The organism is Pseudomonas sp. VE 267-6A (assembly GCF_024126555.1).
In the GTDB taxonomy this organism is placed as follows: domain Bacteria; phylum Pseudomonadota; class Gammaproteobacteria; order Pseudomonadales; family Pseudomonadaceae; genus Aquipseudomonas; species Aquipseudomonas palmensis.
On the sequence record NZ_JAMYBY010000004.1, the window covers coordinates 206,581 to 222,441 of the forward strand.

The 15,861-nt window shown below is 64.9% G+C and carries 17 protein-coding genes; 11 read left to right on the forward strand and 6 right to left on the reverse strand.

Annotated features, from left to right (window positions below; genetic code table 11):
* The first annotated feature begins 1 nt into the window (after window position 1).
* Genes NJH59_RS06035 through NJH59_RS06060 form a run of 6 tightly spaced genes read left to right on the forward strand, consistent with a single transcriptional unit; the run spans window position 2 to window position 6,744 of the window.
* Window positions 2-2,020, forward strand: a complete 2,019-nt coding sequence (locus NJH59_RS06035; RefSeq protein ID WP_043861635.1) for a chemotaxis protein CheA — start codon at window positions 2-4, stop codon at window positions 2,018-2,020.
* Window positions 2,021-2,022: 2 nt separating this feature from the next.
* Window positions 2,023-3,645, forward strand: a complete 1,623-nt coding sequence (locus tag NJH59_RS06040; RefSeq protein ID WP_043861634.1) for a methyl-accepting chemotaxis protein — start codon at window positions 2,023-2,025, stop codon at window positions 3,643-3,645.
* A 13-nt stretch (window positions 3,646-3,658) separates the two neighbouring features.
* Window positions 3,659-4,171 carry a chemotaxis protein CheW gene (locus NJH59_RS06045; protein ID WP_253086524.1) on the forward strand — a complete coding sequence of 171 codons (513 nt, stop codon included), beginning with the start codon at window positions 3,659-3,661 and terminating at the stop codon, window positions 4,169-4,171.
* The gene (locus NJH59_RS06050) at window positions 4,172-4,984 is read left to right on the forward strand and encodes a protein-glutamate O-methyltransferase CheR (RefSeq protein ID WP_043861632.1); all 813 of its coding nucleotides are present in this window, start codon (window positions 4,172-4,174) and stop codon (window positions 4,982-4,984) included.
* Window positions 4,981-6,048, forward strand: a complete 1,068-nt coding sequence (locus NJH59_RS06055) for a chemotaxis response regulator protein-glutamate methylesterase (protein ID WP_253086525.1) — start codon at window positions 4,981-4,983, stop codon at window positions 6,046-6,048. The genes NJH59_RS06050 and NJH59_RS06055 overlap by 4 nt, the downstream gene beginning before the upstream one ends.
* A gap of 39 nt (window positions 6,049-6,087) precedes the next feature.
* Complete coding sequence (locus NJH59_RS06060) at window positions 6,088-6,744, forward strand: response regulator transcription factor (protein ID WP_043861630.1); 657 nt, start codon at window positions 6,088-6,090, stop codon at window positions 6,742-6,744.
* A 12-nt stretch (window positions 6,745-6,756) separates the two neighbouring features.
* Here the strand turns inward: NJH59_RS06060 and NJH59_RS06065 are convergent, their stop codons facing one another.
* Entirely contained in the window at window positions 6,757-7,185 is a 429-nt protein-coding gene (locus tag NJH59_RS06065) for a thioesterase family protein (protein ID WP_043861629.1), read from the reverse strand.
* A gap of 179 nt (window positions 7,186-7,364) precedes the next feature.
* Between NJH59_RS06065 and NJH59_RS06070 the strand changes: the two genes are divergently transcribed.
* Window positions 7,365-7,685 carry a hypothetical protein gene (locus NJH59_RS06070; RefSeq protein WP_253086526.1) on the forward strand — a complete coding sequence of 107 codons (321 nt, stop codon included), beginning with the start codon at window positions 7,365-7,367 and terminating at the stop codon, window positions 7,683-7,685.
* Complete coding sequence (locus NJH59_RS06075; protein ID WP_058541716.1) at window positions 7,685-7,972, forward strand: helix-turn-helix domain-containing protein; 288 nt, start codon at window positions 7,685-7,687, stop codon at window positions 7,970-7,972. The genes NJH59_RS06070 and NJH59_RS06075 overlap by 1 nt, the downstream gene beginning before the upstream one ends.
* 63 nt (window positions 7,973-8,035) lie before the next feature.
* On the opposite strand, the gene NJH59_RS06080 is transcribed toward NJH59_RS06075, so the two are convergent.
* Together NJH59_RS06080 and hslO are read right to left on the reverse strand one after the other, a co-directional pair.
* Window positions 8,036-9,577 carry a phosphoenolpyruvate carboxykinase gene (locus NJH59_RS06080; RefSeq protein WP_043861627.1) on the reverse strand — a complete coding sequence of 514 codons (1,542 nt, stop codon included), beginning with the start codon at window positions 9,575-9,577 and terminating at the stop codon, window positions 8,036-8,038.
* Between the two features lie 179 nt (window positions 9,578-9,756).
* Window positions 9,757-10,659 (reverse strand): Hsp33 family molecular chaperone HslO, encoded by a 903-nt coding sequence (gene hslO, locus NJH59_RS06085; protein ID WP_043861626.1) that lies wholly within the window; start codon window positions 10,657-10,659, stop codon window positions 9,757-9,759.
* Window positions 10,660-10,764: 105 nt separating this feature from the next.
* Here hslO and NJH59_RS06090 point away from each other — a divergent pair, with 105 nt between their 5' ends.
* Window positions 10,765-11,568, forward strand: coding sequence for a phosphatase PAP2 family protein (locus tag NJH59_RS06090; protein ID WP_253086527.1), 804 nt, complete (start codon window positions 10,765-10,767; stop codon window positions 11,566-11,568).
* Here NJH59_RS06090 and NJH59_RS06095 read toward each other — a convergent pair.
* Complete coding sequence (locus tag NJH59_RS06095) at window positions 11,565-11,966, reverse strand: S4 domain-containing protein (RefSeq protein WP_043861624.1); 402 nt, start codon at window positions 11,964-11,966, stop codon at window positions 11,565-11,567. The two genes, NJH59_RS06090 and NJH59_RS06095, sit on opposite strands and share 4 nt — an antisense overlap.
* 109 nt (window positions 11,967-12,075) lie before the next feature.
* Between NJH59_RS06095 and NJH59_RS06100 the strand changes: the two genes are divergently transcribed.
* Both NJH59_RS06100 and rimK read left to right on the forward strand, forming a co-directional pair.
* Window positions 12,076-12,558, forward strand: coding sequence for an ATP-dependent zinc protease (locus tag NJH59_RS06100; protein ID WP_054915912.1), 483 nt, complete (start codon window positions 12,076-12,078; stop codon window positions 12,556-12,558).
* Window positions 12,555-13,460 (forward strand): 30S ribosomal protein S6--L-glutamate ligase, encoded by a 906-nt coding sequence (rimK, locus tag NJH59_RS06105; protein WP_043861622.1) that lies wholly within the window; start codon window positions 12,555-12,557, stop codon window positions 13,458-13,460. The genes NJH59_RS06100 and rimK overlap by 4 nt, the downstream gene beginning before the upstream one ends.
* Before the next feature lie 12 nt (window positions 13,461-13,472).
* Here rimK and NJH59_RS06110 read toward each other — a convergent pair whose 3' ends face one another.
* Window positions 13,473-14,786, reverse strand: a complete 1,314-nt coding sequence (locus NJH59_RS06110) for an ATP-binding protein (RefSeq protein WP_043861621.1) — start codon at window positions 14,784-14,786, stop codon at window positions 13,473-13,475.
* Window positions 14,787-14,910: 124 nt separating this feature from the next.
* Window positions 14,911-15,651, reverse strand: a complete 741-nt coding sequence (gene ompR / locus NJH59_RS06115) for a two-component system response regulator OmpR (RefSeq protein WP_043861620.1) — start codon at window positions 15,649-15,651, stop codon at window positions 14,911-14,913.
* Between the last annotated feature and the right edge of the window lie 210 nt (window positions 15,652-15,861).

Below are 15,861 nucleotides of genomic sequence, written 5' to 3' on the forward strand. Positions count from 1 at the left end.
CATGTTCGACGCCGAGCAATGGAGCCAGCTGCTGCAGGGCTTTCTCGAAGAGGCCCGCGACCTGCTCAAGGAAGCCGAAGACAGCCTGCTGCGCCTGGAAACCCGCCCCGATGACGACGCGGCGATCAACGCGCTGTTTCGCGCCGTGCACACGCTCAAGGGCTCGGCGGGAATCTTCTCCCTCGACCCACTGGTGGCGCTGGCGCACCAGCTGGAAAACCTGCTGATGGGGGTACGCGACGGTGCGCGGGTGCTGGACGCCCCGCTCACCTCGTTGATGCTGCAGTGCATGGACGAACTGGGGGTGATGCTCGACAGCATCGACCCGCAGCAGGTCAGCATGCCAGCGCACACGCCACGCCAGGCCGCCCTGCTGGCGGCATTGCAGGCGCATCAGGGCGAGCTGCCCGCGTCCGTGGACAACCCGCTGGCAGCCCCGCACGGTGCGCCCCGCTTGCGTACCTGGCACCTGTCGATCCGCTTTGCCAGCGAGCTGCTGAGCAACGGCTTCGACCCGGCGGCGTTCATCCGCTACCTGGCGCGGCTGGGCGACATCCTCAGCCTGCAGACCCTCACCTGGGCCGTGCCGGAGCTCGACAGCCTCGACCCGGAGGCCTGCTACCTGGGCTTCGAAGTGAGCCTGCACAGCGACGCCAGCCGCGAGCAGCTCGAAGACGTGTTCGCCCTGGTGCAGGACTTCTGCACCCTGCGCCTGCAGGCCCAGGAGCCGACCGATACCGCCTTGCCGGCCGAACCCCGCGCACCGGCGCAAACGTTGGCGCCTGCAACCGCCACACCCTTGCCATCGATGCCCGCCGGCGAGCCGCGCACTGCCTCCAGCAGCCAGGTCAAGGTGGCTGCGCAAAAGCTCGACGAGCTGATCAACCTGGTCGGCGAGCTGGTCATCGCCACCGCCGGCGCCCAGATGCAGGCCCTGCGCAGTGCCCACGCCGCCTGCATCGAAAGCGTGCAGGCGGTGCAGCAACATGTGGAGCAGATCCGCGAGCGGGCGCTGAAACTGCGCATGGTCGAAGTGGGCGAGACCTTCAACCGCTTCCACCGCGTGGTGCGCGATGTGAGTCAGGCGCTGGACAAGCAGATCGCGCTGACCATCAGCGGCGGCGACACCGAGCTGGACAAGACCCTAATCGACCGCATCGCCGACCCGCTGGTGCACCTGGTGCGCAACGCCATCGACCACGGCATCGAGGCCCCTGCCGAGCGCCGCGCCGCCGGCAAGCCCGAGCAGGGTCAGCTGCGCCTGAACGCCTACCACGACTCGGGCATGATCGTGCTCGAGATCCAGGATGACGGGCGCGGCCTGAACACCGCGAAGATCCGCGAGAAGGCCATCGCCCGCGGCATGCTCGACAGCGATTCGCCGATGAGCGAACAGGACATCCACCTGCTGATCTTCGAAGCGGGTTTTTCCACCGCCGAGCAGGTGTCCAACCTGTCCGGACGCGGGGTGGGCATGGACGTGGTGCGCAGCGCCATCGACCAGTTGCGCGGGGTCATCGAGATCGACTCCAGGGCCGGCCATGGCTGCACCTTCCGCATCCGCCTGCCGCTGACCCTGGCGATCATCGACGGGTTTCTGGTGAGCGTGGGCGAGGAGCACTTCGTGATCCCGCTGGACATGGTCACCGAATGCATGGAGGCCCCCGCCAACCAGGCCGAGCAGGGCCACCTGAACCTGCGCGGGCGGCCGCTGCCGTGCATCGACCTGCAACCGCATTTCGGCCTGCCGCGCAGCGCCTGCGTGCGCCGCAACATCGTGGTGGTCAGCCAGGGCCGGCAGCATGCCGGGCTGATCGTCGACCAGTTGCACGGCGAACTGCAGACCGTGATCAAGCCCTTGGGGCAACTGTTCCAACACCTCAGTGGCATCAGCGGCTCGACCATCCTCGGCTCTGGCCAGGTGGCGCTGATACTCGATATCCCCAGCCTGTTCCGCCAGTCGCAGCAACGCGCCGAAGGCGAGACGCCGCACCTGTTGCCAAGCCCTTCCGGAGAATAGACATGCAGTTGATCAGCAATATGAAGATAGGCGTGCGCCTGACCCTGGGCTTTCTGCTGGTGGTGGCGCTGACCGCGCTCATCGGCGTCATCGGCCTGCGCAACCTGGAGCAGGTCAACGGCCTGTCGGACCGCATGTACGAGTTGGACGTGGCCGGCCTGAGCACCTTGCAGCAAGCCAACATCCAGCTGCTGATGGCCAACCGCGCCGTGCGCCAGAGCCTGCTCTCCACCACCGCCCAGGAGCGCGACCAGTCGGCCGCCACCGCCCGCGCGGCGATGGAAAAGACCCGCGAACTGCTGATCAAGGCGCGCGAGCACTTCATCACCAAGGAAGGCCGCGCCCAGGTGGAAAGAATCGACGCGCCGCTGCAGGCCTACATCAGCGTGGCCAACCAGTTGCTGGGGGTGCACCAGCAGTCGGGCGACCTGCAGATTGCTTCCGAAGCGCTGGCGCTGATGCCGCAGAACGTCGCGGCGGCCAACGTGGTCGACCAGTTGCTGGGTGAGGCCAGCGCTGCCAAGCAGGCGCGCGCCGGCGAGGCGAATGCCGAGATCAGCGTCATCTACGAACGCTCGCGGGTGCAGATGATCGCCCTGGTCGCCGCCGCAACCCTGATCGGCATGCTGATCGGCGTGCTGGTCACCCGCAGCATCACCCGGCCGCTGGCAGGCGCAGTGCAGGCCGCCGACCGCATGGCCGCCGGCGATCTGAGCCAGGACCTGGTAGTGACCCACAAGGACGAGACCGGGCAGTTGCTGGGCTCGATGCAGAACATGACCCTGCGCCTGCGCAGCATCCTGGGCGATGTGCGCAGCGCCGCCGATGCGCTGTCGTCGGCCTCCGAACAGGTCAGTTCGACCTCGCAATCGCTGAGCCAGGCGGCCAACGAGCAAGCCGCCAGCGTCGAGCAGACCAGCGCTTCGGTCGAGCAGATGTCGGCCTCGATCGCGCAGAACACCGAAAGCGCCAAGGTCACCGACGGCATCGCCGGCAAGGCGGCCAACGACGCGGTGCAGGGCGGCGGCGCAGTGGGCGACACGGTGCTGGCGATGAAGCAGATCGCCGAGAAGATCGGCATCATCGACGACATTGCCTACCAGACCAACCTGCTGGCGCTCAACGCCGCCATCGAGGCCGCCCGTGCCGGCGATCACGGCAAGGGCTTTGCCGTGGTGGCCGCCGAGGTGCGCAAGCTGGCCGAACGCAGCCAGGTGGCAGCGCAGGAAATCGGCCAGGTGGCCTCCAGCAGCGTGCAACTGGCCGAACAGGCCGGCAGCCTGCTCAGCGAGATCGTGCCCAACATCCAGAAGACCTCGGACCTGGTGCAGGAAATCACCGCCGCCTCGCAGGAGCAGAGCAGCGCCGCCGGGCAGATCAACATCGCCATGGGCCAGATGAACCAGATCACCCAGCAGAACGCCTCGGCTTCCGAAGAGCTGGCCGCCACCGCCGAAGAGATGAACGCCCAGGCCGGCCAGTTGCAGGAGCTGATCGGCTTCTTCCGCTTCGAGGCCGGCAGCACTGCGCGTGCCCTGCCCCGGGTGGGCGAACCGCAAGTCGGCGCCTACAAGCCCACCCACAAGGCGCTGATCGATGAAGGCCAGTTCGTCAGCTTCACTTGACCGAGGCGTACCCATGCACACCCTAGAGTCTGCGGCGCCCGCGTCGCACCTGCCCACCAGTGTCCAGCACCTGACCTTTCGCGTGCGCGAGGCCGGCTATGCACTGCCCATCGAACTGGTGCGCGAGATCATCGAGTACGCCGAGATCACCCGCGTGCCGATGATGCCCGCCTACATTCACGGCGTGCTCAACCTGCGCGGCAACGTGGTGCCGGTACTGGACCTGGCAGCGCGCTTCGGCATGGAACTGACCGAGGCCGGCAAGCGCACCTGCATCGTGATCATCGCCCTGCCCCTCGAGGACGGCGTGCAGCGCATCGGCCTGGTGGTGGATGCGGTGGACGCGGTACTCGACATCGACCCGCACGGGGTGGTGCCGGCGCCGCCGTTCGGCACCGGCATCCGTGCCGACTTCATTGCCGGCATGGCCCAGCAGGAGCAGGGCTTTTTGATCATCCTGAACATGCCCCAGGTGCTGTCGCTGGAAGATATCCGCTACCTCAGCCAGGCGGCGAAGGGCTCCTGAATGCCCTCGACCTTCAAACTGCCGGTGCTGGGCGAACAGGAGTTCAGCCGCCTGCAGACGCTGATGAGCAGCGCCTCGGGCATCCACCTGGCCAGCAACAAGCGCTCGCTGGTGGCCGGGCGCCTGATGAAACGCCTGCGTCACTACCACCTGGACAACTACCGCGACTACCTGCACCTGATCGAGCGCCCGACCCACAGCCGCGAGCGGCGCCTGGTGATCGACCTGCTGACCACCAACGAGACCTACTTCTTTCGCGAGTTCCCGCACTTCGAATTCCTTGGCCAGTGGCTGGGCCGGCGCAAGGGGCCGCTGCGGCTGTGGAGCGCGGCCTGCTCGTCGGGCGAGGAGCCCTACAGCCTGGCCATGACCGTGGCCGAGCACGCTACCGGCAGCGACTGGTCGATCCTGGCCAGCGACCTCAGCCAGAGCATGCTGACGCTGGCCGAGCAAGGCATCTACGACATCGCCCAGGCGCGCTACTTTCCCGATGGCTGGATGCAGCGCCACTGCCTGTGCGGGGTCGGCGACATGCACGGGCGCCTGCGCGTGCAGGCGCACCTGCGAGCGCGGGTGAGCCTGCGCGAGATCAACCTGGTGCAGCCGCTGCCCGAAGGCCTGGGGCCGTTCGACGTGATATTCCTGCGCAACATCCTGATCTACTTCGACACCCCGCAGAAACAGCTGATCGTGCAGCGCCTGGTCAACCAGCTGCGCCCCGGCGGGCTGTTGTTCATCGGGCACGCCGAAAGCATCCACGGCTTCGAGCTGCCGCTCAGGCTGGTGCACCCCTCGGTGTTCGAGCGCGTATGACCGAGCGTGCGGCGGCGCCGGTGCGGGTGTTCATCGTCGACGACTCGGCGCTGGTGCGCCAGGTGCTCAACCAGTGCCTGAACGACCACCCGCGCATCCGCGTGATCGGCATGGCCGCCGACCCGCTGTATGCCATCGAGAAGATGCGCCGTGACTGGCCCGATGTGGTGGTGCTGGACATCGAGATGCCGCGCATGGACGGCCTGACCTTTCTGCGCCAGATCATGGCCGAGCGCCCCACGCCGACCATCATCTGCTCGACCCTCACCGAAGCCGGCACCGACCTCAATCTCCAGGCCCTGGCCGCCGGAGCGGTCGGCGTGTTCACCAAGGCCCGGCTGGGCTTGCGCCAGAGCCTGGAGAACCTCGCCAGCGGGCTGATCCGCAGCATCGAGGAAGCAGCCCGCACCCGCCCGGTATTGTTACCTCTGTCGCAGGCGAAAGAAAAAACCAGTGCACTGCCTGCAACCCCAAGCAAAACCACCGAGCGAATCGTTACACTTGGCTGCTCGACCGGCGGCACCCAGGCGCTGGAGTTCATCCTGCGTCAGCTGCCGCGCGATTGCCCGGGCATCGTGATCGTGCAGCACATGCCGGCCAGGTTCACTGCCGACTTCGCCAGGCGCCTGAACAGCCTCTGTCAGATCGAGGTGCGCGAGGCCAGGCATCTGGACCGTGTCCACAGCGGCCTGGCACTGCTGGCCCCGGGGGGCCTGCACATGCAGCTCAAACGCAGTGGTGCGCACTACCTGGTGGAGGTACTCGACGGTCCCGCCGTCAATCGGCACAAACCCTCGGTCGATGTCCTGTTTCGCTCCGCCGCCCGGCATGCCGGGGGCAATGCCCTTGGCATCATCATGACCGGGATGGGCGATGACGGTGCCCGAGGCCTGCTGAGCATGCGTGAGCAAGGCGCCGCCACCGTGGCACAGGACGAGGCCAGTTGCATCGTGTTCGGCATGCCCAAGGAAGCCATACGGCTGGGTGCGGCCCAGGCGGTGGAACCGCTGACACGGTTGCCGGCGCTGATCGCCCAGTTCAGCGACAACCCCCGTGCCAGCTGAGCCATACACCGCCCCTTACCTTGCGACACAGGCCTACCTATGCTTTGCCGAATACTCCTTGCAGACGAGTCGCCCCTGTTCAGAGCGGGGCTGCGCGCGCTGCTCGAACAAAAACAAGATTACGCAGTGGTGGGTGAAACCGGTGACGGCGTGAGCGCCGTCGAGCTCGCCGAACAGCTCAAGCCGGACATCATCATGCTGGACATGGCGCTGGATGCGCTGGAGAGCGAAGAGATCCTGCGCGAGCTGTGCCTGCGCGTGCCGGCAAGCATGGTGCTGATGCTGTCGGCGCGCTCGGAGCTGGAGTTCGTGATGAAGTGCCTGCAGCAGGGTGCCCACGGTTTTCTGCTCAAGACTGCCACCGTGCTGGAACTGGAGCTGGCGTTGCAGGCGTTGAAGAACGGCGGCCAGTACCTGTCGTCGGCGGTGTTGCCGCTGGTGATCGGGCAGGCGGTCAAGCACAGCCGCAAGCGCCATGCCGGCAGCAGCACCATGCAACTGACCACCCGCCAGCTGGAGATCCTGCGCCTGATTGCACGAGGCGAGTCGACCCGCTCGATTGCCGATGGCCTGGGCCTGAGCGTGAAGACGGTGGAGGCGCATCGCTCGCAGATCATGCACCGCCTGCAGATACACGACATACCGGGCCTGGTGCTGTTTGCGGTGCGCGAAGGCATCATCCGCATCAACGACTGACCGCGCCGGGTTTCAGCCTTGCAGGGCTACCAGGGCGCCTTGCAGGGCCGTCGGCAAGCTGGCGGGCTGGCCGGTGGCACGCTCGACGAACACCTGCACCATGCGCCCGGCGGCGCAGGGCTGAGCTTCACCGACCTTGAACAGGGCCAGTTGGTACTCCACCGAACTGCCGGCCACCCGCACCGCGCGCAGGCCGACTTCCAGGCATTCGGGGAAGGCGGCCGAGGCGAAGAAGTCGCACCCCGAACTGACCACGAACCCCACCACCTCGCCGTCCTGCGGGTCGAGCCCGGCATGCTCGATCAGGTAGGCCTGCACGGCGCTGTCGAAGAAGGCGTAGACCGTGGCGCTGGCGATGTGGCCGTTGACGTCGTTGTCCTGCCAGCGGGTCGGCAGGGGGTGGACGTGGGGGTAGTGGTGGCGTTCGGGTGTGGCAGACATGAATGACCTGTATGCAGTGAAGGGGGCGGGAAGCATCCCACAACGAATTCAGAAGCACGGTGACAGTAAACCGTAGCAGGGCTGAATAGCATGGGCGCCTACTCGAAACATCCATGCGGTTGCGCCGCTACTGCGCAAGGCATAGACTCTAACTACGCCAATGGCGTACAAAGGTTGGCATGCTCTTCATCGAAACAAGCGTATTTACCAGCGACGTTTCAAGCCATCTCGATGATCACGAGTACCTGTCGCTTCAGGTGTATCTTGCCGAGCACCCTGAAGCAGGTGACCTGATCGAAGATACCGGCGGGCTGCGAAAAATTCGATGGGCAGCAAAAGGCAAAGGAAAAAGCGGCGGGGTTCGAGTGATCTATTACTACTACTACGCCGTGTCAGCCAGCCAGATCCGTTTGCTGCTTATCTACCGCAAAGGCATCCACGACACATTGACTAAAAAACAGAAAGCCGTACTTCGAAGCCTCAACCAAGGGTGGAAATGATGGACAGGAATCTTTTCGGTCGTCTCGTTGACAGCATGACCGAGATGGCTGAAATCGATCGTGGGGAGCGCAAACCTTCACGCGAGTTCCAGGTAGACGCCATGCGGGTCAGGGCCATACGCGAGGCAACCGGGCTTACCCAGGAAAGATTTGCGCAGTGTATCGATGTACCGCTGGGTACGTTGCGCAATTGGGAGCAAGGACGCCGTGCTCCAGAAGGGCCAGCACGGGCACTGCTGCGTGCGATTCACAATGACCCGGAACATGTTCTGGCCGCATTGGCCTGAATCACAGCCCAAACGAAAAAGCCGCCCATTCGGGCGGCTTTTTCTCAGCTGGCGAGCAGCAACTTACAGTTGCGGACCCGCTGCCTTGATGGCGTCGGAAACGTCGAACTTCTTGAAGTTCTCGATGAACAGCGAAGCCAGGCCCTTGGCCGCTTCGTCGTAGGCAGCGCTGTCAGCCCAGGTGTTGCGCGGGTTGAGCAGTACGGTTTCAACACCCGGTACCAGTTTCGGCACGTCCAGGTTGATGATGTCCAGATGCTCGGTTTCAGCACCGACCAGTGCGCCGCTCTGGATGGCCGCGATCACCGCACGGGTGGTCGGGATGTTGAAGCGCTTGCCCACGCCGTAGCCACCACCGGTCCAGCCGGTGTTGACCAGGTACACCTTGGAACCGAAACCACGGATACGCTTGATCAGCAGTTCAGCGTATTCGCCAGCCGGACGCGGGAAGAACGGCGCGCCGAAGCAGGTGGAGAAGGTCGACTTGATGCCGCTGCCCGAACCCATTTCGGTGGAACCCACCAGCGCGGTGTAACCGGACAGGAAGTGGTAGGCCGCCTGCTCTTCGCTGAGGATCGATACTGGTGGCAGTACGCCGGTCAGGTCGCAGGTCAGGAAGATCACTGCGTTGGGCTCGCCACCCAGGTTCTTCTCGGAACGCTTGGCAACGTGCTCGAGCGGGTAGGCCGCACGGCTGTTCTGGGTCAGGCTGACATCGGAGTAGTCAGCGTGCTTGGCGTCGTCGATGACGACGTTTTCCAGCACGGCACCATGCTTGATGGCTTTCCAGATGACCGGCTCGTTCTTCTCCGACAGGTCGATGCACTTGGCATAGCAACCGCCTTCGATGTTGAACACCACGCCCTCGCCCCAGCCGTGCTCGTCGTCACCGATCAGGTAACGGCTTTCGTCAGCCGACAGGGTGGTCTTGCCGGTGCCCGACAGGCCGAAGAACAGGGTCACGTCGCCTGCTTCGCCGATGTTGGCGGCGCAGTGCATCGGCAGCACGTCGGCAGCCGGCAGCAGGAAGTTCTGCACCGAGAACATGGCTTTCTTCATCTCGCCGGCGTAACGCATGCCAGCGATCAGTACCTTCTTCTGGGCGAAGTTGAGGATCACGCAACCGTCGGAGTTGGTGCCGTCACGCTCGGGCACGCATTCGAAGTTGGCGACATTGAGCACTTGCCACTCATCACGACCGGCCGGGTTGTACTGCGCCGGGTTGATGAACAGGCAACGGCCGAACAGGTTCTGCCAGGCAGTCTGGGTGGTCATGCGTACCGGCAGGTAGTGCTCGGCAGCCGCACCTACGTGCACGTGGGAAACGAAATGATCCTGGGCGTTGTTGAACGCCTCGACGCGGTCCCACAGGGCATCGAACTTGTCGGCCGGGAACTTGCGGTTGATCGGGCCCCAGGCGATGGCAGACGAGGTGGACGGCTCGTCGACGATGAAACGGTCGACCGGCGAACGACCGGTGCGGTGACCAGTTTTCACGACCAGCGCGCCCGTATCGGCCAGCTCGCCTTCACCGCGGTTCAGCGCTTCTTTTACCAGTTCATCGACGCTCAGGTCGGTGTACACGGTGTTGTTGGCTTGCGTCATGAGATTCCCCATCCGGCCTGCGGCCGAGTGCTCCGAACGTTTTGTAGTAGAGCTTTTAAAACTACTACAGCGAAAAAAGTGGCGGGATTATGCCAGAAACGCCCAAAAAAAGTAGGGCCCTCCTGTCAGAACGGCGTGTTTCCGGCGTTCGACAGGAGATTTACCTGAGCTTAAACGTTTTAGTGACGAGTATCTGACGGTGCGTCAACACCCCCGCCGGCGAACAATTGTGCGATTTCGGTTTCATCGAACAGGTAGCGCTGGTTGCAGAACTGGCAGTCGATTTCGATCGCCCCGCCATGCTCGGCCGCCAGGGCCAGGGCATCGTCCTGGCCGAGGCTGACCAGAGCGTTGCCCGAGCGCTCACGCGAGCAGCTGCAGCGGAACTGCAGCGGCTGGATATCGAACAGGCGCACGGCATCCTCGTGGTACAGACGGTGCAGCACGGTCTCGTTGTCCAGGCCCAGTTGCTCTTCGGCCTTCAACGTGTTGGCCAGGGCGGTGACGTGCTTCCAGCTGTCTTCGCGGTCGTCCTCGTCCTTCTGGCGGTCGGCCGGCAACTGCTGCAGCAGCAGGCCGCGGGCGCGCTGGCCATCGGCGTTGAGCCAGAAGCGCGTGCCCACCTGCTGGGACATCACGAAGTAGTTGGTGAAGCACTCCGAGAGGTTCTCGCCATCCAGGTCGACAATGCCCTGGTAGCGCTGGCCCTGCGCCGGGTCGATGGTCAGCGCCAGCTGGCCATCGGGCATCAGGTCGCCCAGGGTGGCATCGGGGGCGATCTGCTCGGCGTGATAGCGCGCCAGGCCACGGATGTCGCGCTCGCTGGAGCACTCGATCATCAGCAGCGGGATCGGCCCTTCGGAGCGTGCCTGCAGGATCAGCAGGCCGTCGAACTTGAGCGCGCCCACCAGCAGCGCCGCCGCGGCCATCAGCTCACCGAGCAGTTGCGCCACCGGCTGCGGGTAGGGGTGCTTGGCCAGGACTTCGGCGTAGCTGCGCTCGAGCGAAACCAGTTCGCCGCGTACGTCGCGCTCGTCGAAGATGAAGCGTTGGGTGAAGTCGGTATCTGGCAAATCGGACATGGTTTCTGGCTTTCTGAAAGATGACAAAATAATTTCAAGGGCCTATAAAGCCCCGTTTAGAGCACCAGAATGGTGCGAACGATAGCGCTGTAAAAGAGGTAGTTTATGGACAATCCACCCCTGTTCCAAGCCAGGTGGGCTTGGGGCCCCCTGTGTCTGGCTACGTTGATTCCCGTTGCACTACTGTGTTTCTGGTTATGGCCCGTTGGCCAGGCCCTTTGCATGGCGCTCGACGAATGGCTGTTCCACGCCCTCAATCGCCCACTGGCCGACAACACCCTGTGGCGCAGCATCTGGACCCTGGGCAGCCTGCGCCCGTTCGACATCGTGGTCGGGCTCATCATGCTGATGCTGCTGATTCGCGGCGACTGGGTATTCAAGGCCGTCGAGGTGCGCCGGGCGTTTTTCGGCTTCCTGGTGACCCTGCTGGTGCTGGTGGTGATCCGCGCCCTGTTCTCCAAGCTGGTACGCCTGATGGGCTGGCAGCACCATAGCCCGTCGATGGTGTTCAGTGACGCCATCATGCTCAGCGACTACTACCCGGCGCTCGAAGCGCGCTGGGAGCTCAAGGACCGTTCCAGCCAGAGCTTCCCCGGCGACCACGCCTCGGTGCTGCTGCTGTGGGCACTGTTCATGAGCCTGTTCAGCCGCCGCCTGATGCAGCATGTGCTGATCTGGGCACTGGCGGTGCTGTTCATGCTGCCACGCCTGGTGGCGGGTGCCCACTGGGGCCAGGACGACTACATCGGCGGCCTGGGCATGGCCATCCTGGCGCTGGGCTGGAGTTACTATACGCCGTTTGCTGCCCGGACCAGCGCCAGCCTGGTGCGTGCCACCGCGCCCTTGTTCGGTTGGCTGGCACGGCTGCCGCTGCTCGGCCGCCTGAGCGTGATCGGCGCGCGGGGCTAACCGGCGCTGTCGTGCAACTGATGTAGCTGGCGGCGCTGCTTCTTGGTGGGCCGCCCGTCGGTGCTTACCCCAAGGGCGCCGGCCTTGCGCAGTGCCGCGGCCTGCTCGCGGCGTGCCAGGCTCTGTGCGGTCTCCTCGTACAGCGCCTGTGCCTCGGGTGCGCCGCGGCGCACCACCGACAGCGCCGTGACTACCACGGTACGTTCGTCGAAACCGGTACGCAGCACGAACTCGTCACCCACCCGCGGCTCCTTGCCCGGCTTGCAACGCTCGCCCCGACAATGCACCTTGCCGCTCTCGATCGCCGCCTTGGCCAGGGCGCGGGTCTTGTAGAAGCGCGCCGCCCACAACCATTTGTCCAGGCGAACCTTGTCGTCCTCTTCCGGCTTTTGTGCCATGGCATTTCCCCGATTCATTTGTTTCATGGAACTGTACTACCGTAACTGGCGGATGCAAAAAATACGCGGCGTGCTTACAGTTCACCGACTTTTACCCAGGTTGTGCATCTTGAAGACATTTGACCATTTGAGCGTGATCGGCCTGCGCGAGTGGGTGGCCTTGCCCGACCTCGGCGTGGCAGGCCTGCGCGCCAAGATCGATACCGGCGCCAGCACCTCCAGCCTGCACGCCACCGAAGTGGAAACCTTCGAACGCGATGGTGAAACCTGGGTCCGCTTCAACGCGCACCTGGGTTCGGTGGTACAACTGCGTCACCGGCGCTGCGAAGCGCCGCTGGTGACGATGAAGACCATCAAGAGCTCCAATGGCCATGCCCAGACCCGCTACGTGATCCGCACGCCCCTGGCGCTCGGCGACCGGGTGTGGGAAGTGGAGTTCACCCTGGCCTGCCGCAAGGCCATGCGCTATCGCCTGCTGCTCGGCTCCAAGGCCCTGGTACACGGCCAGCTGGTGGTCAACCCGGGCCTCAAATACGTACAGGACAAGCCGGCCTCTCCGGCCACCATTACCCCCTCCACAGGTGTTGCATGAAGATCGCTGTGCTGTCGCGGAACCCGCGTCTGTATTCCACTCGTCGTCTGGTCGAAGCCGGTACGCAACGAGGCCATGAAATGGTTGTGATCGATACCCTGCGCGCCTACATGAACATCGCCAGCCACAAGCCGCAGATCCACTATCGCGGCAAGCCGCTGGAAGGGTTCGACGCCGTCATCCCGCGCATCGGCGCGTCGGTGACCTTCTATGGCTGCGCGGTGCTGCGCCAGTTCGAGATGATGGGCGTGTTCCCGCTCAACGAATCGGTGGCCATCGCCCGCTCGCGGGACAAGCTGCGCTCGCTGCAACTGCTGTCGCGCCGTGGCATCGGCCTGCCAGTCACCGGCTTTGCCCATTCGCCCGACGACATCCCCGACCTGATCCAGATGGTCAACGGCGCCCCCCTGGTGATTAAGGTGCTCGAGGGCACCCAGGGCATCGGCGTGGTGCTGTGCGAAACCACCAAGGCGGCCGAGTCGGTGATCGAGGCCTTCATGGGCCTGAAGCAGAACATCATGGTGCAGGAGTACATCAAGGAGGCCGGTGGCGCCGACATTCGCTGCTTTGTGGTGGGCGACAAGGTGATCGCCTCGATGAAGCGCCAGGCCAAGCCCGGCGAGTTCCGTTCCAACCTGCACCGGGGCGGCACCGCCAGCCTGATCAAGGTCACCCCGGAAGAACGCATGACCGCCATCCGCGCTGCCAAGGTCATGGGCCTGAGCGTGGCCGGCGTGGATATCCTGCGCTCCAATCACGGCCCGCTGGTGATGGAGGTCAACTCCTCGCCGGGCCTGGAAGGCATCGAGGTCACCACCGGCAAGGACGTGGCCGGGATGATCATCGAACACCTGGAGAAGAACGGCGGGCCGAACCTGACCCGCACCAAGGGCAAGGGCTGAGCCCTTGCGTCCCTAGACCGCGTCGCGTGGCAGCAGCAGGCCCAGGGGCAAGCGTACCCGCGCCTCGATGCCGCCACCGGAACGGTTGCGCAGCTCCACATTGCCGCCGTGCTGGGCGGCAATGCGCTTGACGATAGCCAGGCCCAGGCCGGTGCCCTTGCCGCTGCGGGCGCGATCACCGCGAATGAACGGATTGAAGATCGCCTCCAGCTCACCCGGATCGATGCCGGCGCCGCGGTCGAGCACGCTCAGCACCACGTAGGGCGCGCTAGTGTCACCCGAGACATAGGCCGCCACTTCCACGCCCTGCCCGGCGTGATGCAGCGCATTGCCGATCAGGTTGTTGAGCAGGCGCTTGATCGATACCCGGCGCAGCGGAAACGGCGGGATCGGCTCCAGGCACAGCCGCACCTGCTCTTCGGGCTGGTTGAACGGCGCGACCACCTCGCGTACCAGGTCGCTGAGGTCCACCTCCTCGACCGGCTCGTCGCGGCCATCGCGGATGAACGCCAGGAACTGGTCGAGAATCGCGTCCATGTCCTCGATGTCGCGCACCATGTCATCGGTCAGGTCGCTTTCGTTGGCCAGCAGCGACAGCGACAGGCGCAGGCGCGTCAGCGGCGTGCGCAGGTCATGGGACACCCCGGCCAGCATCAGCTCACGCTCGCGCCCCGCCTGCTCGACATCCTCCGCCATCTGGTTGAAGGCCCGGTAGACCTCGGTCATCTCGCTGGGCGTGTCGCTGATCGGCAGGCGCACGCTGCGCCCCTGGCCCAGTTGCCGGGCGGCGAACACCAGGCGCTTGAGCGGCTGGTTGAGCTGGCGCACGAAGATCCAGGCCGAAGCCGTGGACAACAGGCCGATGGCCAGGAACCAGCCCAGCACGTTCCAGATCTTCTGGCCGCGCAACGGGTGCGGGTACAGCGGCACCTTCAGCCAGCCATCGCCCAGGCTCGGGGCCTGTACCCACAGCGCCGGCGGCGCATGGATGCGCAGGCGCACCTCGGTGTCCTCGCCCAGTTCGGCCTGCATCTGGCGCTGGTAGATCTCGCTGTAGGGCCAGTGCTGCTCACCCTCGGGCACACCGGTACCGACCACCCGCTTCAAGCCGGCGGCTTCGGCAATCTTCTCGCGGTTTTCCTCATCGGCCGCCCAGTAGGCGCGCAGCGTCAGTGCGACGCCGTGGCTGTACTGGCGGTCCACCAGCACGTCCTCGTTCATCAGCAGGTACACCAGCGTCAGTGCCTTGGAGAACAGCACCACGGCCAGCACCAGCCACAGCGTGCGGGCGAAGAAGCTTTGGGGGAACCACAATGGCGTTTTCATGGGCGACGGCTACACGGTTGGCAGGAGCGAGCGCGGCTCGCAGGCGTTGCGGATTTCGGCACAGGCAAAAACAGGGCAACCCGAGGGGCGCCCTGCCTATGCTGACCTGCTCCTGTACAAGGCTTCACTTGCCGGCATTGCCATCCGGCACGAAGACATAGCCCACACCCCAGACGGTCTGGATATAGCGTGGCTTGGAAGGGTCGGGTTCGATCATGCGGCGCAAACGCGAGATCTGCACATCGATGGAGCGCTCCAGGGCGTCCCACTCACGACCGCGCGCCAGGTTCATCAGCTTGTCGCGGGTCAGCGGCTCGCGGGCATGCATCACCAGCGCCTTGAGCACCGCGAATTCGCCGGTGGTGAGCATGTGCACTTCGTCGCCGCGCTTGAGTTCGCGGGTGGCCAGCGACAGCGCGTAGTCGCCGAAGGTGACGGTTTCGTCCTCGCTGCCTGGTGCGCCCGGTACCACCGGGGCCTGGCGACGCAGCACGGCCTTGACCCGCGCCATCAGCTCGTCGGGGTTGAACGGCTTGGCCAGGTAGTCGTCGGCACCCAGTTCCAGGCCCTTGATGCGGCTGAGCTCGTCACCCTTGGCGGTGAGCATGATGATCGGCACCTGGTTGTTTGCCCCGCGCAGGCGCTTGCAGGCGGTCAGGCCGTCTTCGCCGGGAAGCATCAGGTCGAGCACGATCAGGTTGAACACTTCACGCGCCAGCAGGCGGTCCATCTGTTCGGTGTTGGGTACGGCGCGGGCACGGTAGCCCTTGCTGGTGAAGAAACGCTCCAGCAGGCTGCTCAGGCCCGGGTCGTCATCGACGATGAGGATTTTCTCGCCTTCGGCGGGTTGTGCAGTGCTGCTCATGGGTAGCTCCTTTAATCTCGGCGGGCATTATGGCTTAGGCGCCATTTGAGCGTGCCGTGTGCATTGTTAGCAGATTTTTCCCAAGTCGCCAGCGGCATGCCCCGACAGGCTGGCGCGCCGCGATCCCCGCAAGCCCGGATCGCTGGGTATAATGCGCCGCTTTGATCCAGCGTCGCCCTGCTCGAGCGCGCCCCGTGGCGCCGGCCTGCG

Coding starts and splice junctions, on each gene's coding strand:
- NJH59_RS06055 (WP_253086525.1), top strand. CDS start 4,981: ATGACCGAGCGTGCGGCGGCGCCGGTGCGGGTGTTCATCGTCGACGAC.
- NJH59_RS06070 (WP_253086526.1), top strand. CDS start 7,365: ATGCTCTTCATCGAAACAAGCGTATTTACCAGCGACGTTTCAAGCCAT.
- NJH59_RS06035 (WP_043861635.1), top strand. CDS start 2: ATGTTCGACGCCGAGCAATGGAGCCAGCTGCTGCAGGGCTTTCTCGAA.
- rimK (WP_043861622.1), top strand. CDS start 12,555: ATGAAGATCGCTGTGCTGTCGCGGAACCCGCGTCTGTATTCCACTCGT.
- NJH59_RS06090 (WP_253086527.1), top strand. CDS start 10,765: ATGGACAATCCACCCCTGTTCCAAGCCAGGTGGGCTTGGGGCCCCCTG.
- hslO (WP_043861626.1), bottom strand. CDS start 10,659: ATGTCCGATTTGCCAGATACCGACTTCACCCAACGCTTCATCTTCGAC.
- NJH59_RS06045 (WP_253086524.1), top strand. CDS start 3,659: ATGCACACCCTAGAGTCTGCGGCGCCCGCGTCGCACCTGCCCACCAGT.
- NJH59_RS06075 (WP_058541716.1), top strand. CDS start 7,685: ATGGACAGGAATCTTTTCGGTCGTCTCGTTGACAGCATGACCGAGATG.
- NJH59_RS06095 (WP_043861624.1), bottom strand. CDS start 11,966: ATGGCACAAAAGCCGGAAGAGGACGACAAGGTTCGCCTGGACAAATGG.
- NJH59_RS06110 (WP_043861621.1), bottom strand. CDS start 14,786: ATGAAAACGCCATTGTGGTTCCCCCAAAGCTTCTTCGCCCGCACGCTG.
- NJH59_RS06050 (WP_043861632.1), top strand. CDS start 4,172: ATGCCCTCGACCTTCAAACTGCCGGTGCTGGGCGAACAGGAGTTCAGC.
- NJH59_RS06060 (WP_043861630.1), top strand. CDS start 6,088: ATGCTTTGCCGAATACTCCTTGCAGACGAGTCGCCCCTGTTCAGAGCG.
- NJH59_RS06065 (WP_043861629.1), bottom strand. CDS start 7,185: ATGTCTGCCACACCCGAACGCCACCACTACCCCCACGTCCACCCCCTG.
- NJH59_RS06040 (WP_043861634.1), top strand. CDS start 2,023: ATGCAGTTGATCAGCAATATGAAGATAGGCGTGCGCCTGACCCTGGGC.
- ompR (WP_043861620.1), bottom strand. CDS start 15,651: ATGAGCAGCACTGCACAACCCGCCGAAGGCGAGAAAATCCTCATCGTC.
- NJH59_RS06080 (WP_043861627.1), bottom strand. CDS start 9,577: ATGACGCAAGCCAACAACACCGTGTACACCGACCTGAGCGTCGATGAA.